General features: G+C 35.5%; 17 protein-coding genes. 7 read left to right on the top strand and 10 right to left on the bottom strand.

Going from position 1 to position 20,440, the window contains the following annotated elements:
* Positions 1–9: 9 nt before the first annotated feature.
* The 7 genes from B5P42_RS17430 to fdhF all read right to left on the bottom strand — a co-directional run bounded on the left by B5P42_RS17430 (position 10) and on the right by fdhF (position 9,910).
* A complete protein-coding gene (locus B5P42_RS17430) occupies positions 10–387 on the bottom strand; it encodes an ArsR/SmtB family transcription factor (protein ID WP_002113975.1) in 378 nt (125 codons plus the stop codon).
* 350 nt (positions 388–737) lie between these two features.
* Positions 738–1,298, bottom strand: coding sequence for a class I SAM-dependent methyltransferase (locus tag B5P42_RS17435; protein WP_002140334.1), 561 nt, complete (start codon positions 1,296–1,298; stop codon positions 738–740).
* Positions 1,299–1,424: 126 nt separating this feature from the next.
* Complete coding sequence (locus B5P42_RS17440; protein WP_002125151.1) at positions 1,425–2,840, bottom strand: amino acid permease; 1,416 nt, start codon at positions 2,838–2,840, stop codon at positions 1,425–1,427.
* Between the two features lie 103 nt (positions 2,841–2,943).
* Positions 2,944–4,077: an alanine dehydrogenase gene (gene ald / locus B5P42_RS17445; protein WP_002140333.1), complete on the bottom strand. Its 1,134-nt coding sequence runs from the start codon at positions 4,075–4,077 to the stop codon at positions 2,944–2,946.
* Positions 4,078–4,446: 369 nt separating this feature from the next.
* Complete coding sequence (locus tag B5P42_RS17450; protein ID WP_113734781.1) at positions 4,447–6,318, bottom strand: glycerophosphoryl diester phosphodiesterase membrane domain-containing protein; 1,872 nt, start codon at positions 6,316–6,318, stop codon at positions 4,447–4,449.
* 154 nt (positions 6,319–6,472) lie between these two features.
* Positions 6,473–6,955 (bottom strand): helical membrane plugin domain-containing protein, encoded by a 483-nt coding sequence (locus B5P42_RS17455; RefSeq protein WP_002140332.1) that lies wholly within the window; start codon positions 6,953–6,955, stop codon positions 6,473–6,475.
* Positions 6,956–6,967: 12 nt separating this feature from the next.
* Positions 6,968–9,910 (bottom strand): formate dehydrogenase subunit alpha, encoded by a 2,943-nt coding sequence (fdhF, locus tag B5P42_RS17460; protein WP_113734782.1) that lies wholly within the window; start codon positions 9,908–9,910, stop codon positions 6,968–6,970.
* A gap of 295 nt (positions 9,911–10,205) precedes the next feature.
* Here fdhF and fdhD point away from each other — a divergent pair, with 295 nt between their 5' ends.
* The gene (gene fdhD, locus B5P42_RS17465) at positions 10,206–11,012 is read left to right on the top strand and encodes a formate dehydrogenase accessory sulfurtransferase FdhD (protein WP_002125147.1); all 807 of its coding nucleotides are present in this window, start codon (positions 10,206–10,208) and stop codon (positions 11,010–11,012) included.
* 502 nt (positions 11,013–11,514) lie between these two features.
* Positions 11,515–12,021, top strand: a complete 507-nt coding sequence (locus tag B5P42_RS17470; RefSeq protein WP_002010444.1) for a GNAT family N-acetyltransferase — start codon at positions 11,515–11,517, stop codon at positions 12,019–12,021.
* A 362-nt stretch (positions 12,022–12,383) separates the two neighbouring features.
* On the opposite strand, the gene B5P42_RS32760 is transcribed toward B5P42_RS17470, so the two are convergent.
* Positions 12,384–12,506: a hypothetical protein gene (locus tag B5P42_RS32760; protein ID WP_002125145.1), complete on the bottom strand. Its 123-nt coding sequence runs from the start codon at positions 12,504–12,506 to the stop codon at positions 12,384–12,386.
* A gap of 329 nt (positions 12,507–12,835) precedes the next feature.
* On the opposite strand from B5P42_RS32760, the gene B5P42_RS17475 reads away from it, so the two are divergent.
* The 3 genes from B5P42_RS17475 (at position 12,836) to B5P42_RS17485 (ending at position 15,707) form a co-directional block, all read left to right on the top strand.
* A complete protein-coding gene (locus tag B5P42_RS17475; protein WP_002010439.1) occupies positions 12,836–13,507 on the top strand; it encodes a response regulator transcription factor in 672 nt (223 codons plus the stop codon).
* A gap of 77 nt (positions 13,508–13,584) precedes the next feature.
* The gene (locus B5P42_RS17480) at positions 13,585–15,048 is read left to right on the top strand and encodes a sensor histidine kinase (RefSeq protein WP_113734783.1); all 1,464 of its coding nucleotides are present in this window, start codon (positions 13,585–13,587) and stop codon (positions 15,046–15,048) included.
* A gap of 146 nt (positions 15,049–15,194) precedes the next feature.
* Entirely contained in the window at positions 15,195–15,707 is a 513-nt protein-coding gene (locus B5P42_RS17485; RefSeq protein WP_002029700.1) for a GNAT family N-acetyltransferase, read from the top strand.
* 34 nt (positions 15,708–15,741) lie between these two features.
* Here B5P42_RS17485 and pdxR read toward each other — a convergent pair whose 3' ends face one another.
* Entirely contained in the window at positions 15,742–17,142 is a 1,401-nt protein-coding gene (gene pdxR, locus B5P42_RS17490) for a MocR-like pyridoxine biosynthesis transcription factor PdxR (protein WP_113734784.1), read from the bottom strand.
* Between the two features lie 120 nt (positions 17,143–17,262).
* Here pdxR and B5P42_RS17495 point away from each other — a divergent pair, with 120 nt between their 5' ends.
* A complete protein-coding gene (locus B5P42_RS17495) occupies positions 17,263–18,189 on the top strand; it encodes a DMT family transporter (RefSeq protein WP_113734785.1) in 927 nt (308 codons plus the stop codon).
* A gap of 181 nt (positions 18,190–18,370) precedes the next feature.
* Positions 18,371–18,895 (top strand): DUF4871 domain-containing protein, encoded by a 525-nt coding sequence (locus B5P42_RS17500; RefSeq protein WP_002029695.1) that lies wholly within the window; start codon positions 18,371–18,373, stop codon positions 18,893–18,895.
* 293 nt (positions 18,896–19,188) lie between these two features.
* Here the strand turns inward: B5P42_RS17500 and B5P42_RS17505 are convergent, their stop codons facing one another.
* On the bottom strand, positions 19,189–20,391 hold the full coding sequence (locus B5P42_RS17505; RefSeq protein WP_088031327.1) for an NAD(P)-dependent malic enzyme: 1,203 nt from the start codon (positions 20,389–20,391) through the stop codon (positions 19,189–19,191).
* Positions 20,392–20,440 lie beyond the last annotated feature (49 nt).

The following is a 20,440-nucleotide window of genomic DNA, read 5'->3' on the forward strand; positions in this document are numbered from 1 at the left end:
CTCGCTTTTTTATTCTTCCTCGTTTACGTGTTCAAACGCTTGCTCGAAGATATGAATTACGTGTTGATCAGCTAATGAGTAATAAACTACCTTTCCTTCTTTACGGTTCTTTACAAGCTTTGCTTGCTTTAATACACGAAGCTGATGTGAGATTGAAGATTGCGTCATTCCTAATAAATAAGCTAAATCACAAACACACATTTCAGCTTCAAATAATGCATGTAATATTCTCGTACGTGTACGGTCACCTAATACTTTAAATAATTCTGCTACTTTACTTAAACTTTCATCAGTCGGAATTGTTTGTTTTACTTGATCCACGATTTCCTCGTGAATTACCGTTTGAGAACATGCTTCCTGTTGCGTTTCTATTTTATTTCCAGCCATTATAGCTCACCTCTTTAATTGAACATATGAACAATCATTCATATATCTTATACTCTTATTATATGAGCGTCTGTTCATATGTGTCAATAAAATCCGTAAGATTTTTTTGACAATTTCGTTCACATTTCAAAATAAACACATAAATATTCTCCGCATCTATCATGCTCTTCATACAAAAAGGATGCACGAAAGCTATCGTACATCCCTTCTTATTTATCCCGCATTAACGGGCAGTAAGACTCCCACCTCAAAATGCAGCTGGAACAAGGAAGTTAGGTGGGAGATTAACTGCCCGTAAAAGCCCGATTGGCGAGGGCTAATAATCAGTGGGGGATGAAGCCCCCCACTGATTAAAGTTTCACTTTATTAACTTTCACTGCATCCACAATTAACGAAGCGAATCCTAATTTACCATCTTGATTTCTATGATCAAAACGTTTCGATCGATAAATAAATCCACCGTTCTCTTCCCAATCACTATAATGAAACTGGCCATTCTCATCACAGTATTCTAAAAGCTTTACTTGAAAACCTGCTGCTTCAAACATAGATATAATCGTTTTGTAGTTATGTACAATTTTATGACTTGCAGCTGGATGATCTAACGGACCGGGTCCTCCCACTTGCACACCACGCTGATATTCTTCATTGGGGAAAAATGCATCCGGCACTGCACAACGAATATAACCATCATCTTGTAAAAACTCAAAGCATATTTTAGCTGCTTCTATACCTTCTTCATACGATAAATGCTCCCATACGTGTTCAGCTAAAATTACCGATAAAGAATTAGGCTGAAATTTATTAAGCCACGTTTCTCTTTTTAATAAATTTAATTCTTCTTCATTCGTATGTAACCAACCTGGGTTATTATTATATCCCTCTGCTCCAACGACAACTTTCGTCTCCATCTTTCCACCCCTTCTTATATTCCGACATAAAAATTCGACAACATAACATTGGTCTCCTTTATTTCCCCAAAAGAAAAAGCCTTGCGCGCTCCCTAGACGCACAAGGCTTACTAACTTTATATCCCTTTAATTAGCTTTTTCTAAACTATCTTGCGAACTTCCATCGTCTTTTAAATGACTATGTTTTTTCGAATAAACAAAGTATACAACCACTCCGATTGCTAACCAAACACCGAAGTATATCCATGTTTTTAACGGTAGATTTACCATTAAGAATAGACAGCTTGCAACTGAAATAATCGGTAAGATTGGTACAAGTGGTACCATAAATCCACGTTGTAATTTCGGATGCGTTTTACGAAGAATGATGACAGTTACACCAACCATCGCAAATGTTAATAACGCTCCAATATTCGCTAAATTCGACAATTCTTTTAAATCGATAAATCCGGCAATTAAAGCACTACCAATTCCTGTTAACCAAACTGAAAATGTTGGTGCTTCTGTCTTCTTGTCAATTTTCGCAAAAGATTTTGGCAATAAACCGTCACGGCTCATAGCGAAGAATACACGTGTCGTAGCGTAGATGTATGCGAAAATTACAGCCATAATACCAATTACAGCTCCAATAGCGATTACACCAGCCACTTTATCTTGTCCTACAACTTCTAATACATAGGCCATCGCTTCAGGTACATCTAATTCCTTATAAGAAACCATACCTGTCATAACGAGACAAACTACAACATAAATGATTGTACAAATGACTAATGAAGCAATAATACCAATCGGCAAATCACGTTGTGGATTTTTCACTTCTTCAGCAGAAGTTGCTAATGCATCAAATCCTAGGAAAGCGAAGAATACTGCTGCTCCTCCGGCAAAGACTCCACTTAAGCCGTACGGTGCAAATGGTATCCAGTTTTCTGGTTTCACATAGAATACACCAACTGCAATGAATAAAACAACAATACCAATTTTAATTAATACCATTATGTTATTCACACGCTTACTTTCTTTTGTACCTCGTGATAATAACCAAGTTATCACCAACGTAACGATAACTGCGGGTAAGTTCACCATACCACCTTGCGATGGAATCGTTAACAACGCTTTTGGAATTTCAAGTCCCAATCCACTCACTAAATTATTGAAATAACCTGTCCATCCGCCAGCTACTGCGGCAGTCGTTACGACATATACGGATAACAATGTCCACCCCATTAAATGGGCAACAAACTCACCAATTGTTGCATATGAATATGTGTACACACTACCTGAAACAGGAAGTGCAGATGCAACCTCTGCATAACATAAAGCTGCAAATCCACAAACAATTGCTGCAATCATGAATGAAAAAATAACTGCTGGACCAGCATCTCTTGCTGCTACTAATCCCGTTAATACTAGAACTCCTGTACCAATTATCGCACCAATCCCTAGCATTGTTAGGTCAAATGCCCCTAGCGTTTTCGTCAAAGTTTTACTTTTACTTTCCCCTAACAATTGCGTAACGGATTTCTTTTTAAATAGGTTGGCCACGATGAATGCCCCCTTTTACCAAGAAGAGCTAAGAGGTATTATCTCTTAGCTCTTATCATGTTGTTTTATATATTGTTCGATTTTGTTTTGTATAATGCTTCTATTAGCAAGATACTGTTTCTGCTTCTAATAATTCTTTAGCACCTTTGTACTCTACACCGTGAGCTTCTGCAACTGCTTCGAATGTTACATAGCCTTCTAATGTGTTAATACCTTTTAATAATGCAGAGTTGCCTAGGCAAGCTTCTTTGTAGCCTTTGTTAGCAATTTGTACTGCATATGGTACTGTTACGTTTGTTAATGCAAGAGTTGATGTACGTGGAACCGCACCTGGCATATTTGCAACTGCATAGTGAACAACGCCGTGTTTTTCATAAGTTGGGTTATCATGAGTTGTAATACGGTCAGTTGTTTCGAAAATACCACCTTGGTCAATCGCGATATCTACAACAACAGAACCTTGTTCCATTGATTTAATCATTTCTTCTGTTACAAGTTTTGGCGCTTTTGCACCTGGGATTAATACTGCACCGATTACAAGATCAGATTCTTTTACAGCTTCTGCAATATTGTAAGGATTAGACATTAAAGTTTTTACTTGGTTTCCGAAAATGTCATCTAATTGACGAAGACGTTCTGCACTTAAGTCGATGATTGTTACATCCGCACCTAGTCCAACTGCAATTTTAGCAGCATTTGTACCAGCTTGTCCACCACCGATAATTGTTACTTTACCACGTTTAACTCCTGGAACACCTGCAAGTAAGATACCTTTACCGCCTTTGTTTTTCTCAAGGAATTGCGCACCGATTTGTGCAGCCATACGACCAGCTACTTCACTCATAGGTGCAAGTAATGGTAATGAACGGTTTTCTAATTGTACTGTTTCATATGCGATAGCAACAACTTTCTTTTCAATTAACGCTTTTGTTAATTCTGGCTCTGGAGCTAAGTGTAAGTATGTGAATAAGATTAAACCTTCACTGAAATGTTTGTATTCGCTTTCAACTGGTTCCTTAACTTTCATAACCATTTCCATGTTCCAAGCTTCTTCAGCTGTATCAACAATTTTTGCTCCCGCTTCAACATACTGAGCATCTGTGAAACCAGATCCTACACCTGCATCCTTTTGAATGAATACTTCGTGATTGTTACGAACTAAATGTACAACACCTGCTGGTGTCATTGCCACACGGTTTTCGTTGTTTTTAATTTCTGCTGGTACCCCAATACGCATAATGAAATGCCCCCTTATAATTAACAGAAAAAAGAAAGTCTTTTTTCTTTTTGTAATAATTAATAACTTATGTCCTTATTCTAGCATAACTTAAAAATTATGAAAACGCTAACATACTATTTTTTTAAAGTTTATATATTTAGAATAGTGTAAATATACGAAACATTGATTCTATTGGGTTGTTTGTACTATCTCATTATCTATCACTCTATTTACATTATATCCATTCAAAACGCATAGTAATTATTTATTATTTGACAATAATGTAACAATGCAAAAAAACTAAGTAGTTACGTATACATATACACTTATTACTTTGTACAATACTTTAGAAATATATTCTTTCCATAAAAAAACAGCTACTAGCATTTAGCCAGCAGCTGGATAGATCATAAATAACTTTGAAAATAGATCTTCTGTCGTCTCGGTAATTTTATCAAACATATCACTTTCACGATCTTCTTGCTCTTTTAACATCTTAATTGTTTCACGTGCGTCTTCAGGATAATCGGTAATGATACCATCCACGTTTAACTTATAATATGCCTTTAAACTTTCCATATCATTTACTGTCCATACGTAAATTGGCTTGTTTATCTTCCTTGCTTCTTTTACTAATTTCTTATTTAACATGTATTCTTCTGCTACATAAAAATCAGCCTTCACATTCTTTAAGTCAGCTCTACTCGCATACAGTATATATCCTACTTTTATATTTGGATTTGCACGTTTAAACTCTTTAATAAGCGGATAGTGTAACGTTTGAATGACACATTGCTTCTCAAATTCATTATCTTTAATCGCTTTTAATACTTTGTTTACGAAATCTTTTTCGCCACCATGGAGCTTCACTTCAATATTAAGTTTGATTTTTCCTTTTGCCAGCTTAATGATCTCATCAAGTGTACTTATTTGTCCTGAAAACCCATCTTGACTAAGGGTAAGCTGTCTTAACTCCTCCATCGTTAAATCTGACACGTGAACATTAGCATTCGCAAGACGTTTTAGCTTCAAATCATGTATAACTGCTAGTTCACCGTCTTTTGTTTGCAGTACATCAATTTCAGCGTAGTCTGCTTTGGCATCAATAGCCCCCTGCAGAGCTTCTTTCGTATTCTCTACACCTTTTGAAATATAACCACGGTGAGCCATAATAATTGGTTCTTTATATGAATTTGAAATAAACGTTACAATGAAGGCAACGACCATTCCGGCAGTAATAATTCCTACAATATATACACCAATAAATTTCCAACGATGTTTTTGGAAGAAACATTTATCTGCTTTTGTTTTCGAATAATCTAATCCTTCTTCTAATAAAACATCTTCAACCGGAACCTTTTGTAAATACAATCGTGTTATTGCCATAATATAAAATGGCGTCACGATAAAACTAAATAAATACAATGTACTCGTTAAAAATACAGACATTGTTGATTCTGCTAATAATGCAAATGTTCCCTGTGGATTTGTAAATTCATACATGCCCCATAGACACAATAAATACATTCCAAAAAATACACCGTACACAATCCCTATTGAAATAAAAAATCCTACTAAAAAGAATAGTACTTTAAAAAAACTTTCTTTTACTAACGTTGCACTTTTACGTGCTGCTGTGCGAAACGGCTTTTGCTCTAAAACAACAATAGGTAGAACAAAAATCCAGCGAAGGTTCAAATACGCAACTACAGCAAAGAACGTGTAATAACCAACTTGTCCCATCGTTGTCTTAAACAGTTCTCCTGTAATAAAGTTAGGAATTTGAATTTGCGGAATTAATGCCGTTTCATATCCAAGATTTAAAAGAGGTAACAATACGACAGCATATAAAATAAATCCTGGTAAGCAATATGTGAAAAGAGTAGGTAAATACGTTACGGTTTTATATAAAATCGGACGTAATTTCACCTTTTGTCTTTTATGAGCGAAGTACGAAATGATAATAAGCACCGCAAATTCCGTAAAGATAAGAAACAGTGCTAACAATGATAAAATTACGATTGCCAAAATGCCGTATGGTGTCTTTAAAAACGCTAATAATTCATCATTCGTCGCATTTGCATAACCACCAAAATACAATAACTTATTAAAAATGATCCCAAATAGCGGGACAAATACAACCGCTGCTAATAATTTATAAGCAAGTTGAAAGGTTAATACATTCCAAAAAGCAAATCTAACTGTTTGAAAGGAATGTCCCATTACCCCTGGTATAGATAGTCTTTTACGGTGTTGCATATATTCCTCCACATTCTAAAACGATATTTGAGATGGATTCCATATTTCCATTTCCAACCCATCTTTTTAATAATAATATATTCCGCTTAACATGAACACTCTTATACATACAATGAAAAAGTGATGGCTACTTGCCATCACTTTTTCATTTACTCTATTTTTTCTCTAACCCTTGACCAAATGCTTTCAAGAAGCTAAAACCGAATGTAATTGCTCTATTGATATCTGGATCTTTTAACACTTTAAAGAAATCCATCACTTTTGTTTTTTTACCACTATTTAATTCCTCTGTTGCAAATTGTAATCCAGTGACTAAACTAGATGTTATTTGTTTCGTTATTTCTGGGTCCACTGAAGATAATGCCTCTCCTGCCCCCATCATATTGTTTAATGCATTTTTTACTGGTTCACGATTCAATTGTTCAACAGCTATTTTGGAAACATCTTCTTTTGCAGCAAGTAAACTAATTGCTGCATCTAAAATTCCAGCTTTTTGCAACTGCGCTAATAGCTGCATCGTCTCTTCTACTGCTTCTCTATTTTCAGCTAGATCATTTAACAACTCATCTGTTACTTGCTGTTTTTTTTCTTCTTCTGTTACAATCTTCTTTTTAATTAAAGTAATCTCTTTTGCCATTATCTCCGCCCCCTAATTCTGGTCCACAAGTGATACGTATTGTTTTCTTTGCCACTTTCGCTCGATTTCAACACCATTTTGCGGATGACGTTTTTTATCTCTCGGGTTTGAAGATGGTAACGGACGATTTCCTTTTTCACGTAATACGCGCAGTTTCACCATTGTTTGTTTATAAGCTGGTGTACACGTATAAATGTCTGTTGCTGTTCCTGTTAAAATATTGATTGCCTCTTCATTTACTGTTGCATGCATCGGCAAATATAACTCATTTCCAGTTACACGATCTGTAACAAGCGCTTGTACTTTGATTTTTCCAAATGGTGATGCTAACTCTACAAGACCACCATCTTTCACATTGCGTTCTTTAGCAAGTTCAGGTGAAATTTCAACAAATACTTCAGACACTTTAGATAAAATACCAGCCGACTTATTCGTCATATTCCCTTCATGGAAATGCTCTAGCATACGGCCATTATTTAATAGTAAATCATACTCATCTGGTGCTATAACTGGCGGAACCCATTCATCTAGTGATAAACGTGCTAGTTTGTCTGGGAAGTTAAATCCATCTACATATAATAATGGTGTATCACTACCATCATGGCTACCCCAACATAAACTATTCCAGCCTTCTAGACGGTCGTACGTCGCTTGAGAGTATAACGGTGCAAGCGATGCAATTTCGTCCATAATTTCACTTGGACTTCCATAATTCCAGTCTCCGCCCAGTGCACGAGCTACTTTTTGTAAAATCCACCAATCTGGTTTTGAATCACCAAGCGGTTTCAATACTTCGTATAATCTTTGAATACGGCGCTCTGTATTCGTAAACGTTCCTTCTTTTTCTAAGCTTGGTGCTGCTGGTAAAATAACATCGGCGAAACGAGCTGTTTTCGATAAGAACATATCTTGAACAACAAGGAAGTCTAAATTCGCTAAAATATGTTGTACATGGTTGGCATTTGAATCTACTAAAGCCATTTCTTCTCCCATAACATACATACCACGTAGTTTTCCTTCTTCGGCCGCAAGTAACATTGCGATATTATTTAATCCCGGTTCTTTCGGAATGGTAGTACCGTATGCTGTTTCAAATTTCGCACGATGCACATCATCTGAAACAGCTTGGTAACCCGGAAGCCAGTTCGGTAATGTCGCCATATCACAAGCACCTTGTACGTTATTATGCCCGCGTAACGGATACGCACCGGCACCAGGACGACGGTAGTTACCTGTAACGAGAAGTAAATTTGAAATTGCTGCTGACGTTGTACTTCCTCCTGTATTTTGAGTTACACCCATTCCCCAAAGTACACAAGTACCATCTGCTTCATATACCATACGAGCCATTTCTTTTAACTGAGCTTTAGAAATCCCTGTAATTCCCTCAGTATAATCAAGCGTATATTTTTCTAGCATTTTGCTATATTCATCAAAATTCTTTACATTTTCAGCTATGAACTTTTTATCGTGCCAATCTTGATCAATAATGTATTTCGTTATCCCAGCAAGCCATACATAATCCGTCCCTTGACTCGGGTGAACAAATATATCAGCACGCTCCGCCATTTCATGTTTACGAAGGTCTGCGACAATTAGTTTTTGTTCATGTAATTTATGAGCACGCTTCACTCTAGTTGCAAGTACAGGATGTCCTTCTGTTGGATTTGCCCCAACAATAATAACAAGACCTGCCTCAGCAATATCTTTCACTGTTCCAGCATCTCCGCCCATACCGACAGTTTTAAATAAACCGTCTGTTGCTGGAGATTGGCAATAACGGGAACAGTTATCTACATTATTTGTTCCATATATTTGACGAGCTAGTTTTTGCATAAGATAGTTTTCTTCATTTGTTACTTTCGAAGAAGAAATAAATCCAAACGCATCGCTACCATACTCTGATTTAATATGTTGCATATTAGATGCAACAACTTCAAGAGCCTCTTCCCATGAAGCCTCAACAAACATATCTCCTTGGCGAATTAACGGCTTTGTAATACGCTCTTCACTGTTCACAAAGTCCCATCCGAATTTTCCTTTTACACATGTGGAAATACCATTAACCGGTGCATCTGAAACAGGTTGCACTTTTAAAATTTGACGATCTTTCGTCCATACTTCAAATGAACAACCTACACCACAAAATGTACAAACTGTTTTTGTCTTATTAATTTTCGTCTTACGCATCGCGGACTCTACTTCTGAAACTGCTAAAATACTGCTATATCCAGGCTCTACATCTTTTACAAAATCAATCATTGGATTTAGCACATCTGGTTTTAAACCAGTCATAAATCCAGCTTCTCCTAGCATCGTTTTTTCCATTAATGCATTACAAGGACAAACTGTTACACATTGCCCACAGCTAACACAAGACGAGTCATTTATACTCACACCATTGTCCCAAATAACACGTGGACGGTCTAAACTCCAATCAATCGATAAAGTTTCATTCACTTGTAAATTTTGGCATACTTCTACACACTGCCCACAAGCAATACATTGATTTGGATCGTATCGATAGAATGGATGCGACGTATCCACTTCGCATGCACTTACTTTCGGTTCATATGGATATTTCTGTTCTTCAATCTCCATCATATGTACTGTATTATGGACTTTACAGTTACCATTATTGTTATCACATACTGTACAATACAATAAATGATTCTCTAATATTCGGTCCATCGCTTCAGTTTGTGCTTCCTTTGCACGTTCCGATTGCCTCTCAATATGCATGCCATCTTCCAACTTCGTCGAACAGGCACGTAATAAACTTCCATTCACTTCTACAATACATGTATCACAAGTTTGAATAGGATCTACCTCTGGTACATGACAAATTTGAGGATGTTCTAAATTACTTTCGTTAAACAATTGGAGTATCGTCTTTTCACCTGATACGAAAAATTCTTTACCATCAACGGTTACACGGGCTGTCTGTTCTGTCATAGTTTCCCCTCTCCTTACAACTAACTGTACAACACAATTATGAATCCGTTTTCATAATTGTGTTGTACATATTTTTGAAGCGCCCTGTTGAAATACTTTCCTTTGGAAGTCGATTCTAGATGTTATAAGGTATAACTACGAAAGCTTGAAAATGTCGCTATTCTACAAATCTATTATATCGTACATATACAATAATAACCAAAATAATCTGCCATCTTCTTGTTATTAGATGCTTTTGTTTTTTCGATGTTTTATGATAAATATGGAGAAAAATACATATAAAGGGGAATTTAATATGGGGCCTATTCAAGAAACATATACAATTGTACGTTATCAATCTGGTACATTTTCAAAACAAACCGATGAGGTTGTTACGGAATCTCCCATTACAATTAAATTAAATAGCGAAGAATACGTAACAGTTGTATGCACTCCTAATTACATTGAAGATATGGTAACCGGTTTTTTAATTTCTGAAGGAATTATTTCTTCTTATAAAGATATTGAAGAATTATGGATCCAAAAAGAAAACGGAATTGTCCATGTAAAATCATCAAAAATTAATCCGCTCTATCAAACTTTATATAATAAACGGTACGTAACTTCTTGTTGCGGGAAAAGTAGACAAGGTTTTGTTTTCGTCAACGATGCAGCAAAAGCAAAAAAGTTACATGATATACATATAACTATTACTCCGGAAGAATGTTTTCACCTAATGACTTCCTTACAACAATCTTCAACTACATTTCGCCAAACGGGTGGTGTGCATAATACCGCTTTATGTGATCGAAATAACATTCTTTTATCAAGAATGGATATCGGAAGACATAATGCGCTAGATAAAATATACGGTCATTGTTTACGAAACAATATCTCTGTTCAAGGGAAAATCATTGCGTTTAGCGGACGCATCTCATCTGAAATTTTGTTAAAGGTTTCAAAAATAGGTTGCGAAATTGTACTATCTAAATCAGCTCCAACTAAACTAGCTCTGCAACTCGCCCACGATTTAGGTATTACCGTAGTAGGATTTATTCGAAATGGATCTTGCAATATTTATACACATCCAGAACGAATCGATGGCTACAAAATAAACGATTGAATACGTAAAAGAAAGTGAAAATTTAATCAGTGGAGGGTTTTTCCCTCCTCACTAATTATTAGCCCAACCAATCGGGCTTTTACGGGCAATCCGACTCCCACGAATAGTTGGATAAAAATGACTCCTTTACAAAGCGGGAATTTTAGTTATAAAAATGTAACATATTAAAACCTTGAATAGTTAATAAAGTTAATATATAATTTCATTACATAAAGTGAAACTATAATCAGTATGGGGGTGTTCATCCCCCACTGATTATTAGCCTTCACCAATCGGGCTTTTACGGGCAGCCCGACTCCCACCTAACTTCTTTGCTCCAGCCGAATTTTGAGGTAGGAGTTTTACTGCCCACAAATAGCGGGATAAATAAAATGAAAACATAGTAGCATAATCTTTTCATTCTTTTACAAATTAAGAAAGAATAGTCACAGAATACATTTAACTAAACTTAATCTTACAAAGTTAATGAATTAAATTTGAATCAATCTAGGAGGTTACAACTATGGAAATTCGCTTATTAACAACAGAGGATGCAGAAATTTATTTGAAAGTGTGTATGGAAGGTTTAATGAAAAACCCTGAGGCTTTTAGCTCTTCTTATGAAGATGTTCTTAAACAGGAAAACCCTGTCGCTGCTATGGCAAAGCGATTAAGCAATCCGGATAAGTATACTCTAGGTGTCTTCAAAGATAATGATTTAATCGGTATTGCTACTCTAGAAACAAAGCCATTTATTAAGCAAGAGCATAAGGCAAAAATCGGCTCGGTTTTTGTTTCTCCAAAAGCGCGTGGCCTCGGTGCAGGACGAGCTTTAATTAAAGCGATTATTGAAAATGCCGATAAATTACATGTAGAACAGCTTATGCTTGATGTTGTCGCTGATAACACTGCTGCAAAAAAATTATATGAGTCCCTCGGCTTCCAAACTTACGGTGTACAAGAACGGTCCTTAAAACATAATGGCCAATATTGGGACGAAGAGCATATGGTTTTATTCTTAAATAATTAACATTTTAATATAATTTTTCAAAAGCATCTTCTTATTAATTAAGATGCTTTTTTCATTACAACAATGTAATCTTCATGTCACCTTTATCGATCGTTCCAATCCTTTCCATTCGTTATACTAAAAATATAAAGTGAAACTTCACTCAGCGAGTAGGATCCGTCTCCCGCTAATTATTAAATGAACGTATAGCATGCAATTGATATGTAGAGGAGAATGTAACATGAAACAAAACAAACAAGCTATCTTTTTAATATTTGCTACAGCAATTGTAACTTCTGGATTAGCAATTTTACCTTGGTTTATTATATAGAATACATAAAAAAAGCTTATTGCTTCTTAAGAAGCAATAAGCTTTTTTTCTATTATAAAATCCCGAAAAATTTATTTACACAACTTATCATAATAAGCATAGATACCGCAACACACATTACAACCGCATTACGATCTTGCTTTTCTTTTTGTAAATGCTCTACTTTTTTACTCATGTGTACAATCCCCTTTTAAAAAAAGTGTGAGATAGGAAATTTTTCTTATCCGATGCGAGGTGAATACGAAAACCCTCTCTATCTCACATACACAATAGAATGGAATTGTCATTTTATAAATAAAATGACATGACGTTATGTCGCAACATAGGGTATTTGTGTCGCTACGTTTTCTATTATAAAAAATAGTTGTGCAAAACTAGTGCATTTTTTATGTCAATTGCCCTGATTGAAAAAATCAGCCATCCATTCAATCACATAAAAAGAGTTTTTTATTATTTTCATGTAAACTATACAAGTAGAATGAATAGTTTGGGGTGCACAAGATTATGGTGAAAATTTTATTAGTAGACGATGAAGAACGTATGTTACGATTGTTAGATCTGTTCTTAAGCCCTCGTGGCTATTTTTGTATGAAAGCTACTTCTGGCCTTGAAGCGTTAGAATTAATCGAACAAAAGGACTTCGATATTATTTTATTAGATGTTATGATGCCGAATATGGATGGGTGGGATACTTGCTATCAAATCCGTCAAATTTCCAACGTTCCAATTATTATGCTAACAGCTCGCAACCAAAATTATGATATGGTCAAAGGTCTGACTATGGGAGCAGATGACTACATTACAAAACCATTCGATGAGCATGTATTAGTCGCGCGAATCGAGGCTATATTACGCCGTACGAAGAAAGATGGCTTTGTTAGCTTCAATGGTATTGAGTGGGATAAAACGAAACATACTGTTACAGTTTATGGTGAAAGAATCTCACTGACTCCTATTGAATTCTCGTTACTTGGACTCTTTTTACAAAATACAAACCGTGCTTACAGCCGTGATGATTTAATTGAAAAAATTTGGGGATATCAAACAGACATCGAATACAGAACTATCGATTCACATATTCGTAATATCCGTGATAAATTACGCAAAAAAGAATTTCCAGTTGAAGATTACTTAGAAACCGTCTATAAAGTCGGATATAAATGGAAAAGTGAATAATTACTTTAATCAGTGGGGATGGATAAAACCCCACTGATTAAAGTTTCACTCTATATGAAATAAGGTATGGTGAGAAAATGAGCAAACTTTCCCTTAAAGTTGGGACATACTTTTTAATATTAGCTTTATGTATTGAAACAATTGCCTTCGTATCTTTTTATAAGAACCTTTCAAACATACGTATTGAAGAGGAAACCCTTGCTCTTTTAGAGAAAGGAAATCGCTATAGTAAAATGATTAAAAACCGCGCGAAGTGGGGTGCATATTCTAAAGAAAAGCAACTCACAGAAAGCGCTGAACACAGTAAACGGCCTAAACGTGCTGTGTACCCCGAGTTTGATATCAACACTGAGGCTGAACACTTAGTTGAATCAGAATTAATTGCTAACTCTGATATAGCTATCATTATAACAGACAATAACGGCAAAATTATTTCTACCTCAGAACCCGTAACGAAAGAAATGCAAAAACAACTTACTTGTAAAACTGAGACTATCCCAGAAGGTGGATTAATCGTTGAAAAAAACTGGAAAAAATCAAAATTCATCTCAACAGTAAGCCCGCTGGAAATTCAAGGATTTCAAGGTAAGTTATATATGTTATTAAAGACATCTTTCTTAGAAAATATGTTACTTAAACTCATGAATCAATTTCTTATCATTAGTGTTTTGACAATTATTTTAACTACTATTTCTGTCTTTGTTTTTTCTCGTGTTATTACAGAACCGCTTATAAAAATGAAGCGGGCGACAGAAAAAATGTCAAAATTAAATAAGCCGATTCAATTAGGAATTAAACGAAATGATGAACTTGGAAGCTTAGCAAAAACGATTGAAGATTTATCTAGTGAACTTACGTATATGAAAAAAGAACGAAACGAATTTCTCGCTAGTGTAGCGCATGAATTACTAACTCCATTAACCTATATGAAAGGTTATGCAAAGGTAGCAAAAAGAGATTCTCTAACGAAAGAAGAACGTGAAGAATACTTACAAATCATTGAAGACGAAACGGATAGTGTAACCGATCTCGTACAAGATTTATTTATGCTTGTACAATTAGAGCAACACCAGTTTGTTATAAAAAAACAAAAAGTAATTCTTAAACCATTTTTAGAACGAATGGTTGAAAAAACAAAAACAACATTAACAAACAAACAAATGCAACTCCATGTACATTGCAAAGATGATTTAGAAGTTTGCATAGACGAAAGACGTATGGAACAAGTTATGTTAAATTTATTACACAATGCTTATCAACATTCACCAGAAAACACTTCTATAATAATACGTGTACTAACCAGTGCAAATACTTTTACAATAAGTGTACAAGATGAAGGTGAAGGTATTCCAAAAGAAGATATCCCACATGTTTTTGATCGCTTTTACCGTGTCGATAAATCCAGAACACGAGCTACAGGTGGAAAAGGTATCGGACTGGCTGTTGCAAAAGAAATTGTAGAACTTCATAATGGTTCTATTGAAGTTAAAAGCGAATTAGAAGTCGGAACAGAATTTATAATTGAATTACCATTTGTATAATATATGCGTGAAATCACCAGTAGTAGTCAACACTACTGGTGCTATTTTATTTATAAAACCAACTATTATAAGCTAAGCTTTTGAAATTATTCTTATTTCAATATAAAATATAGGTATAACTGTCAAAGATTTGGAGGGTGATACAATTGGATATCCATGTATTAACAAAAGACGAAGCAGAAATTTACTTAGAACTTCGAGTAGAAGGATTAAAACAAAATCCGGAAGCTTTCAGCTCTTCTTATGAAGATATTATTAATAAAGAGTGTGCTATTGAATATAAAGCCCAAAAATTAGCACAAGATGAGAACTATACACTAGGTGCATTTAAAGATGGCACTTTAATCGGAGTTGCAACACTGGAAACGAAACCATATGTAAAACAAGAACATAAAGCAAAAATCGGTTCAGTATACGTGTCTCCAAAAGCACGCGGACTTGGAGCGGGAAAAGCACTTATTAAAGAATGTCTTGAGCTTGCTAAATCTTTAGAAGTAGAGCAAGTTATGCTTGATGTTGTTGTCGGAAACGATGGTGCAAAAAAACTTTATGAGTCATTAGGCTTTAAAACATTTGGCGTGCAAGAACGTTCATTAAAATATAACGGACAATATTGGGATGAAGAGCATATGGTTCTTTTCCTAGATGAAGAAAAATAATAAAAAAACATCCTCCATTTATGAGGATGTTTTTTTACTTTCTTGTAAACCATGCTGTATATAATAATTGAATGGCCTCTTCAATTTCTTCCTCTAATAAAGTCGCAAATCCAAGCAATACTGTACTTTTGGGAGAAGTCCCTTCCTTATAATATATCGAAGCAGGATACACTTTAATACTCCTTTCAGCTGCAGCTTCCATTAATTCTTTCTCTTCCATCCCATTATGCACTTTTAATAAAATATGTAGGCCGGAATCTTCCCCTATTACTTCAATGCGATTAGAAAAATATTTTTCTAATACCGAAACAAGACGGTCTCTCTTCTTTCGGTACACAACACGCATTTTATGAATATGTTTTTCCCAATGCCCGTCATTTAAAAACTTCCTAATGATCTCTTGATCCATTCTTGAAACGCTTTGTGTGTAAAATAAATATTGTTGTTGATACTTTTTAATCAATTTCTTTGGTAACACCATATAGCTCATCCGTAATGATGGCAACAATGCTTTAGATAGCGTCCCCATATAAATAACTTTCCCGTCTGTATCTAACCCTTGCAGCGCTGGAATCGGCTTTCCTGAATAACGGAATTCACTATCATAATCATCTTCAATAATATATCTTCCTTCATCTTTTTTTGACCATTGTAAGAGCTGCATCCTTCTCGTAATCGGCATAATCATCCCATATGGAAACTGATGAGAAGGTGTAACAAACACAATATTAGCTGAACTATTTTCTAACTCTGAAATACAAATACCATCTTTATCTAAAGATAACATTTGAACATTTTGTTCACCCTGCTCGAAAACAACCATCTTTCGGTGGTAGCCTGGATTTTCAACTGCATAACCACTTCCTTTTAACAATTGAAATAACAACTTCACTAATATTTGCGTACCAGCTCCGATTACAATTTGACTAGCCGAACATCGCACACCTCTTGATTCATATATATAGCTCGCTATTTCTTCACGCAAGCTCACTTCACCTTGTGGATGTCCAAGAAAGAGTAATTCTTTATTCTCTAATTGCCATACCTCGTTCGTAATTTTTCGATATACATGAAACGGAAAAGTGCTAGTATCCACACCCGTTTGAGTGAAGTCAAATTTATACACCTGCTCTTGAAAAGGTACTTCCCCTATTACCTCTTCGCTACCTTCCGCATGAATCATTTGCTCGATTTCACATACAAAATAACCTTTTCTAGAAATCGACTCAATATATCCTTCGGCAAGAAGTTGCTCATAAGCTGCCTCTACTGTATTTTTACTTACTTGTAAATATGTTGCTAGCTTCCTCTTAGCCGGTAATTTCGTAAAAGCCGGAATCGTTCCATCTTTAATCTCTTTTTTTATATACTCATACAATTGTACATACAATGCCGTCTTACTATTTGCATTCAAATTAGGCGTTAATTCTAACACAATAACTGACCCCTTTCAAAAAAACATAACTGATACTTTTTACAGTACCAGAAGTTCTATATAATTTCTTTTATCATGTAACGCATTAATAATCAAATACTAGAGAGGAGATGCATGATAATGAACAAAAGTAGACGTATTGGACTCATTATGATTATTACAGGAGCCACATTATGGGGATTATCTGGACCGATGATTCAATGGCTATTTCAACATACGAATGTATCATCACTTGATTTTTTAACAATTCGCTTGTTGCTTGCAGGAATATTTATTTTGTCTTTCTTACTAATAAAGAAACAAAACATATTTCAAATTTGGAAACACCCTAGACATTCTATACAGCTTATTATTTTCTCTATTCTTGGCATGCTTGGTGCGCAGTACGCTTTTATCGAAACAGTTCATATTAGTAATGCGGTCACAGCAACACTCTTTCAATTTCTAGGCCCTGTTCTTATTACAATGTATGTTGCATTTGAGCAAAGAAAATTCCCCGCTTCTATGCAAATACTCGCAATTATAACTGCGCTAACAGGAACATACTTTATTATTACAAATGGCTCAATCGAAAATATTGTTTTATCTAAAGCAGCTATTACTTTCGGCCTATTAACAGCGATTGGTTTTGCGTTTTATACCCTTCATCCGGCTTCCCTTATTAAAGAATGCGGAACAACTATAGTAATTGGCTGGGGGATGTTAATTGGAGGGATTGCACTGCTTATTTGTAATCGTTCTTTTGGGTGGAATCAGATTTCGCAAACTTTCACACTTCAAACTTTTTCTATGCTTATTCTTATCATTATAAGTGGCACTCTTTCTTTCCTTCTTTATATCGGGAGTCTTAAATATTTAGCAGCAACAGAAACAAGTATTTTATCTAGCATTGAACCACTTGTAGCTGCCATCGTTTCAATCGCTTGGCTTAATGAATCTTTTGGAGCATATCAATTATTAGGCGGAGTATGTATCGTCCTTTCTGTTATTTTCTTAACAATGCCTCAAAAAGAGAGAGAACCAACCTTTTCAACTGAACAAATATAAAGTGAAACTTTAATCAGTGGGGGGTTCCATCCCCCACTGATTATTAGCCCTCAACAATTGGAATAGAAAATGTCAAAAGAGGTCGTACAAAACTTACGACCTCTTTTTATGATTTAAAGGAATTGTCTCGTCTTCTAGCAAATACAATTACACTAACAATAAAATTTAGGAGTGTGGCACCATGAAAAAAATCGGAACTATGCTACTTTTCTCCTTCCTCATTACTGGCTGCGCGCAATCGCAACCCGATTCAACAGCACCTAAAAAAGAAGTAATAGAAACGTCATCCTCTCAAATTAACGCACCTTCCTTTTTTCACCTTAGTGTCTTAAAAGATGTAAATTGGGAAGAAGCACCATCATTCGTAGAAGGAAAAATACCGTTAAAAGGCATTGAAAGAAAAATTGCAATGGCTGATAGCTCTATTATCGCAAATGAGCAAAATGAAATAATGTGGTTCTTCCTGGATCCTGAAATGCCAACTGGAAAACTATCTATTATCGCGTTAAAACAAGGAACTACAACTCCAACACCAGTACTCTTTCAAAAAGAAACCTCCAAACAAACTTGGACTACTTCAAATACAGTCGATACAACCGTAAAGGAACTCCCTCTCGTAATGTCACTACCTTCATCTGGATTATGGGTATTAAACATATATGTGAATGAAAGATATTATGATCAATTTGTAATCAATGCCGAATAAAGTGACAAAACTGAAACACTTCCTTACAACAATGTAATTTCTACGTCACGTACTTCGATAGGTGGATTATCTCTCTTCTCTTATACTTAAAGTAAGAAATGACGCGAGGAGAGATGAGAGATGAAAAAAATGATAGAAGTGATCGTAGCAGTAACTGAGGTTTTAATAAATGGTAAACAAGTTGCAATGGAGTTAAATAAATAATGAACGGGGCTTGAATAAATTTACACTTCTTCATTATTTTGATTTCTTATCTCAAAAAAAGCAGTGCCTTTTTAAGGCGCTGCTTTTGACTATTTATAACTTGGCATTTTCGTAATCTGTGCCACACCTGAATCAATGGCTGCTTTCGCTACTACTTCTGCAACACTTGGAACAACTCTTTTATCTAATGGATTTGGAATTACATAATTCGCATTACGCTCTTCGTCCGTAATTATGTTAGCGATCCCATATGCTGCTGCTAATTTCATCTCTTCTGTAATATCAGTCGCGCGTACGTCTAATGCACCACGGAATATACCAGGGAACGCTAATACATTATTTACTTGATTTGAATAATCAGAACGACCAGTTCCAACTACAGCAGCTCCAGCTGCTAATGCGTCCTCTGGGAATATTTCTGGGATTGGATTCGCCATTGCAAACACAATTTGTTTCTCGTTCATCGTCTGTATAAGTTCTTTCGTTAATACGTTTGGAGCAGATACACCGATGAAAATATCAGCTTGATGAATCGCTTCCTTTAATGTTCCACGTACATATTCTCGATTTGTCTTCTTTGAAACTTCGATTTGCGCTTCGTTCATCCATGTTTCACCTTCACAAACAATACCTTCTAAACTAACTAACGTAATGTGTTTTGCGCCAGCTTTTAATAATAATTTTCCAATTGCAATTCCTGCCGAACCCGCACCGTTAATAACAATTTTCACATCGTCCATTTGTTTACTTACAACTTTTAATGCATTAATAACAGCTGCTAAAACAACAATAGCCGTCCCATGCTGATCATCATGAAATACAGGAATATTCGTTTCTTCTTTTAATCGTCTTTCAATTTCAAAGCAACGTGGTGCTGCAATATCCTCTAAATTAATTCCTGCAAATGTAGGCTCTAAATTTTTAACAAGGGTAACGATTTCATCCACATCAGTCGTCCCTAAACATAACGGGAAAGCATCTACATTCGCAAACTTTTTAAATAAAATACTTTTCCCTTCCATAACAGGCATAGCCGCTTTCGGTCCAATATTCCCTAAACCAAGTACTGCTGTTCCATCTGAAACAACTGCAACCATATTCCCTCTTGCTGTATAGTCATACGCTGTTTCTTCATCTGCCGCAATTGCTTTGCAAGACTCTGCTACCCCCGGTGTATAAGTCAAACTTAAATCGTCCGCTGTATTCACTTCTACTTTACTTGTAATTTCAATTTTCCCTACTAACTCTTTATGCAATAACAATGATCTTTCATTAATTTGTTTTTCTAACATACTTATAATCTCCCCTTAATTTGACAAGCTAGCTATATGAATATAGCTA

The organism is Bacillus sp. SRB_331, assembly GCF_003264175.1.
In the GTDB taxonomy this organism is placed as follows: domain Bacteria; phylum Bacillota; class Bacilli; order Bacillales; family Bacillaceae_G; genus Bacillus_A; species Bacillus_A mycoides.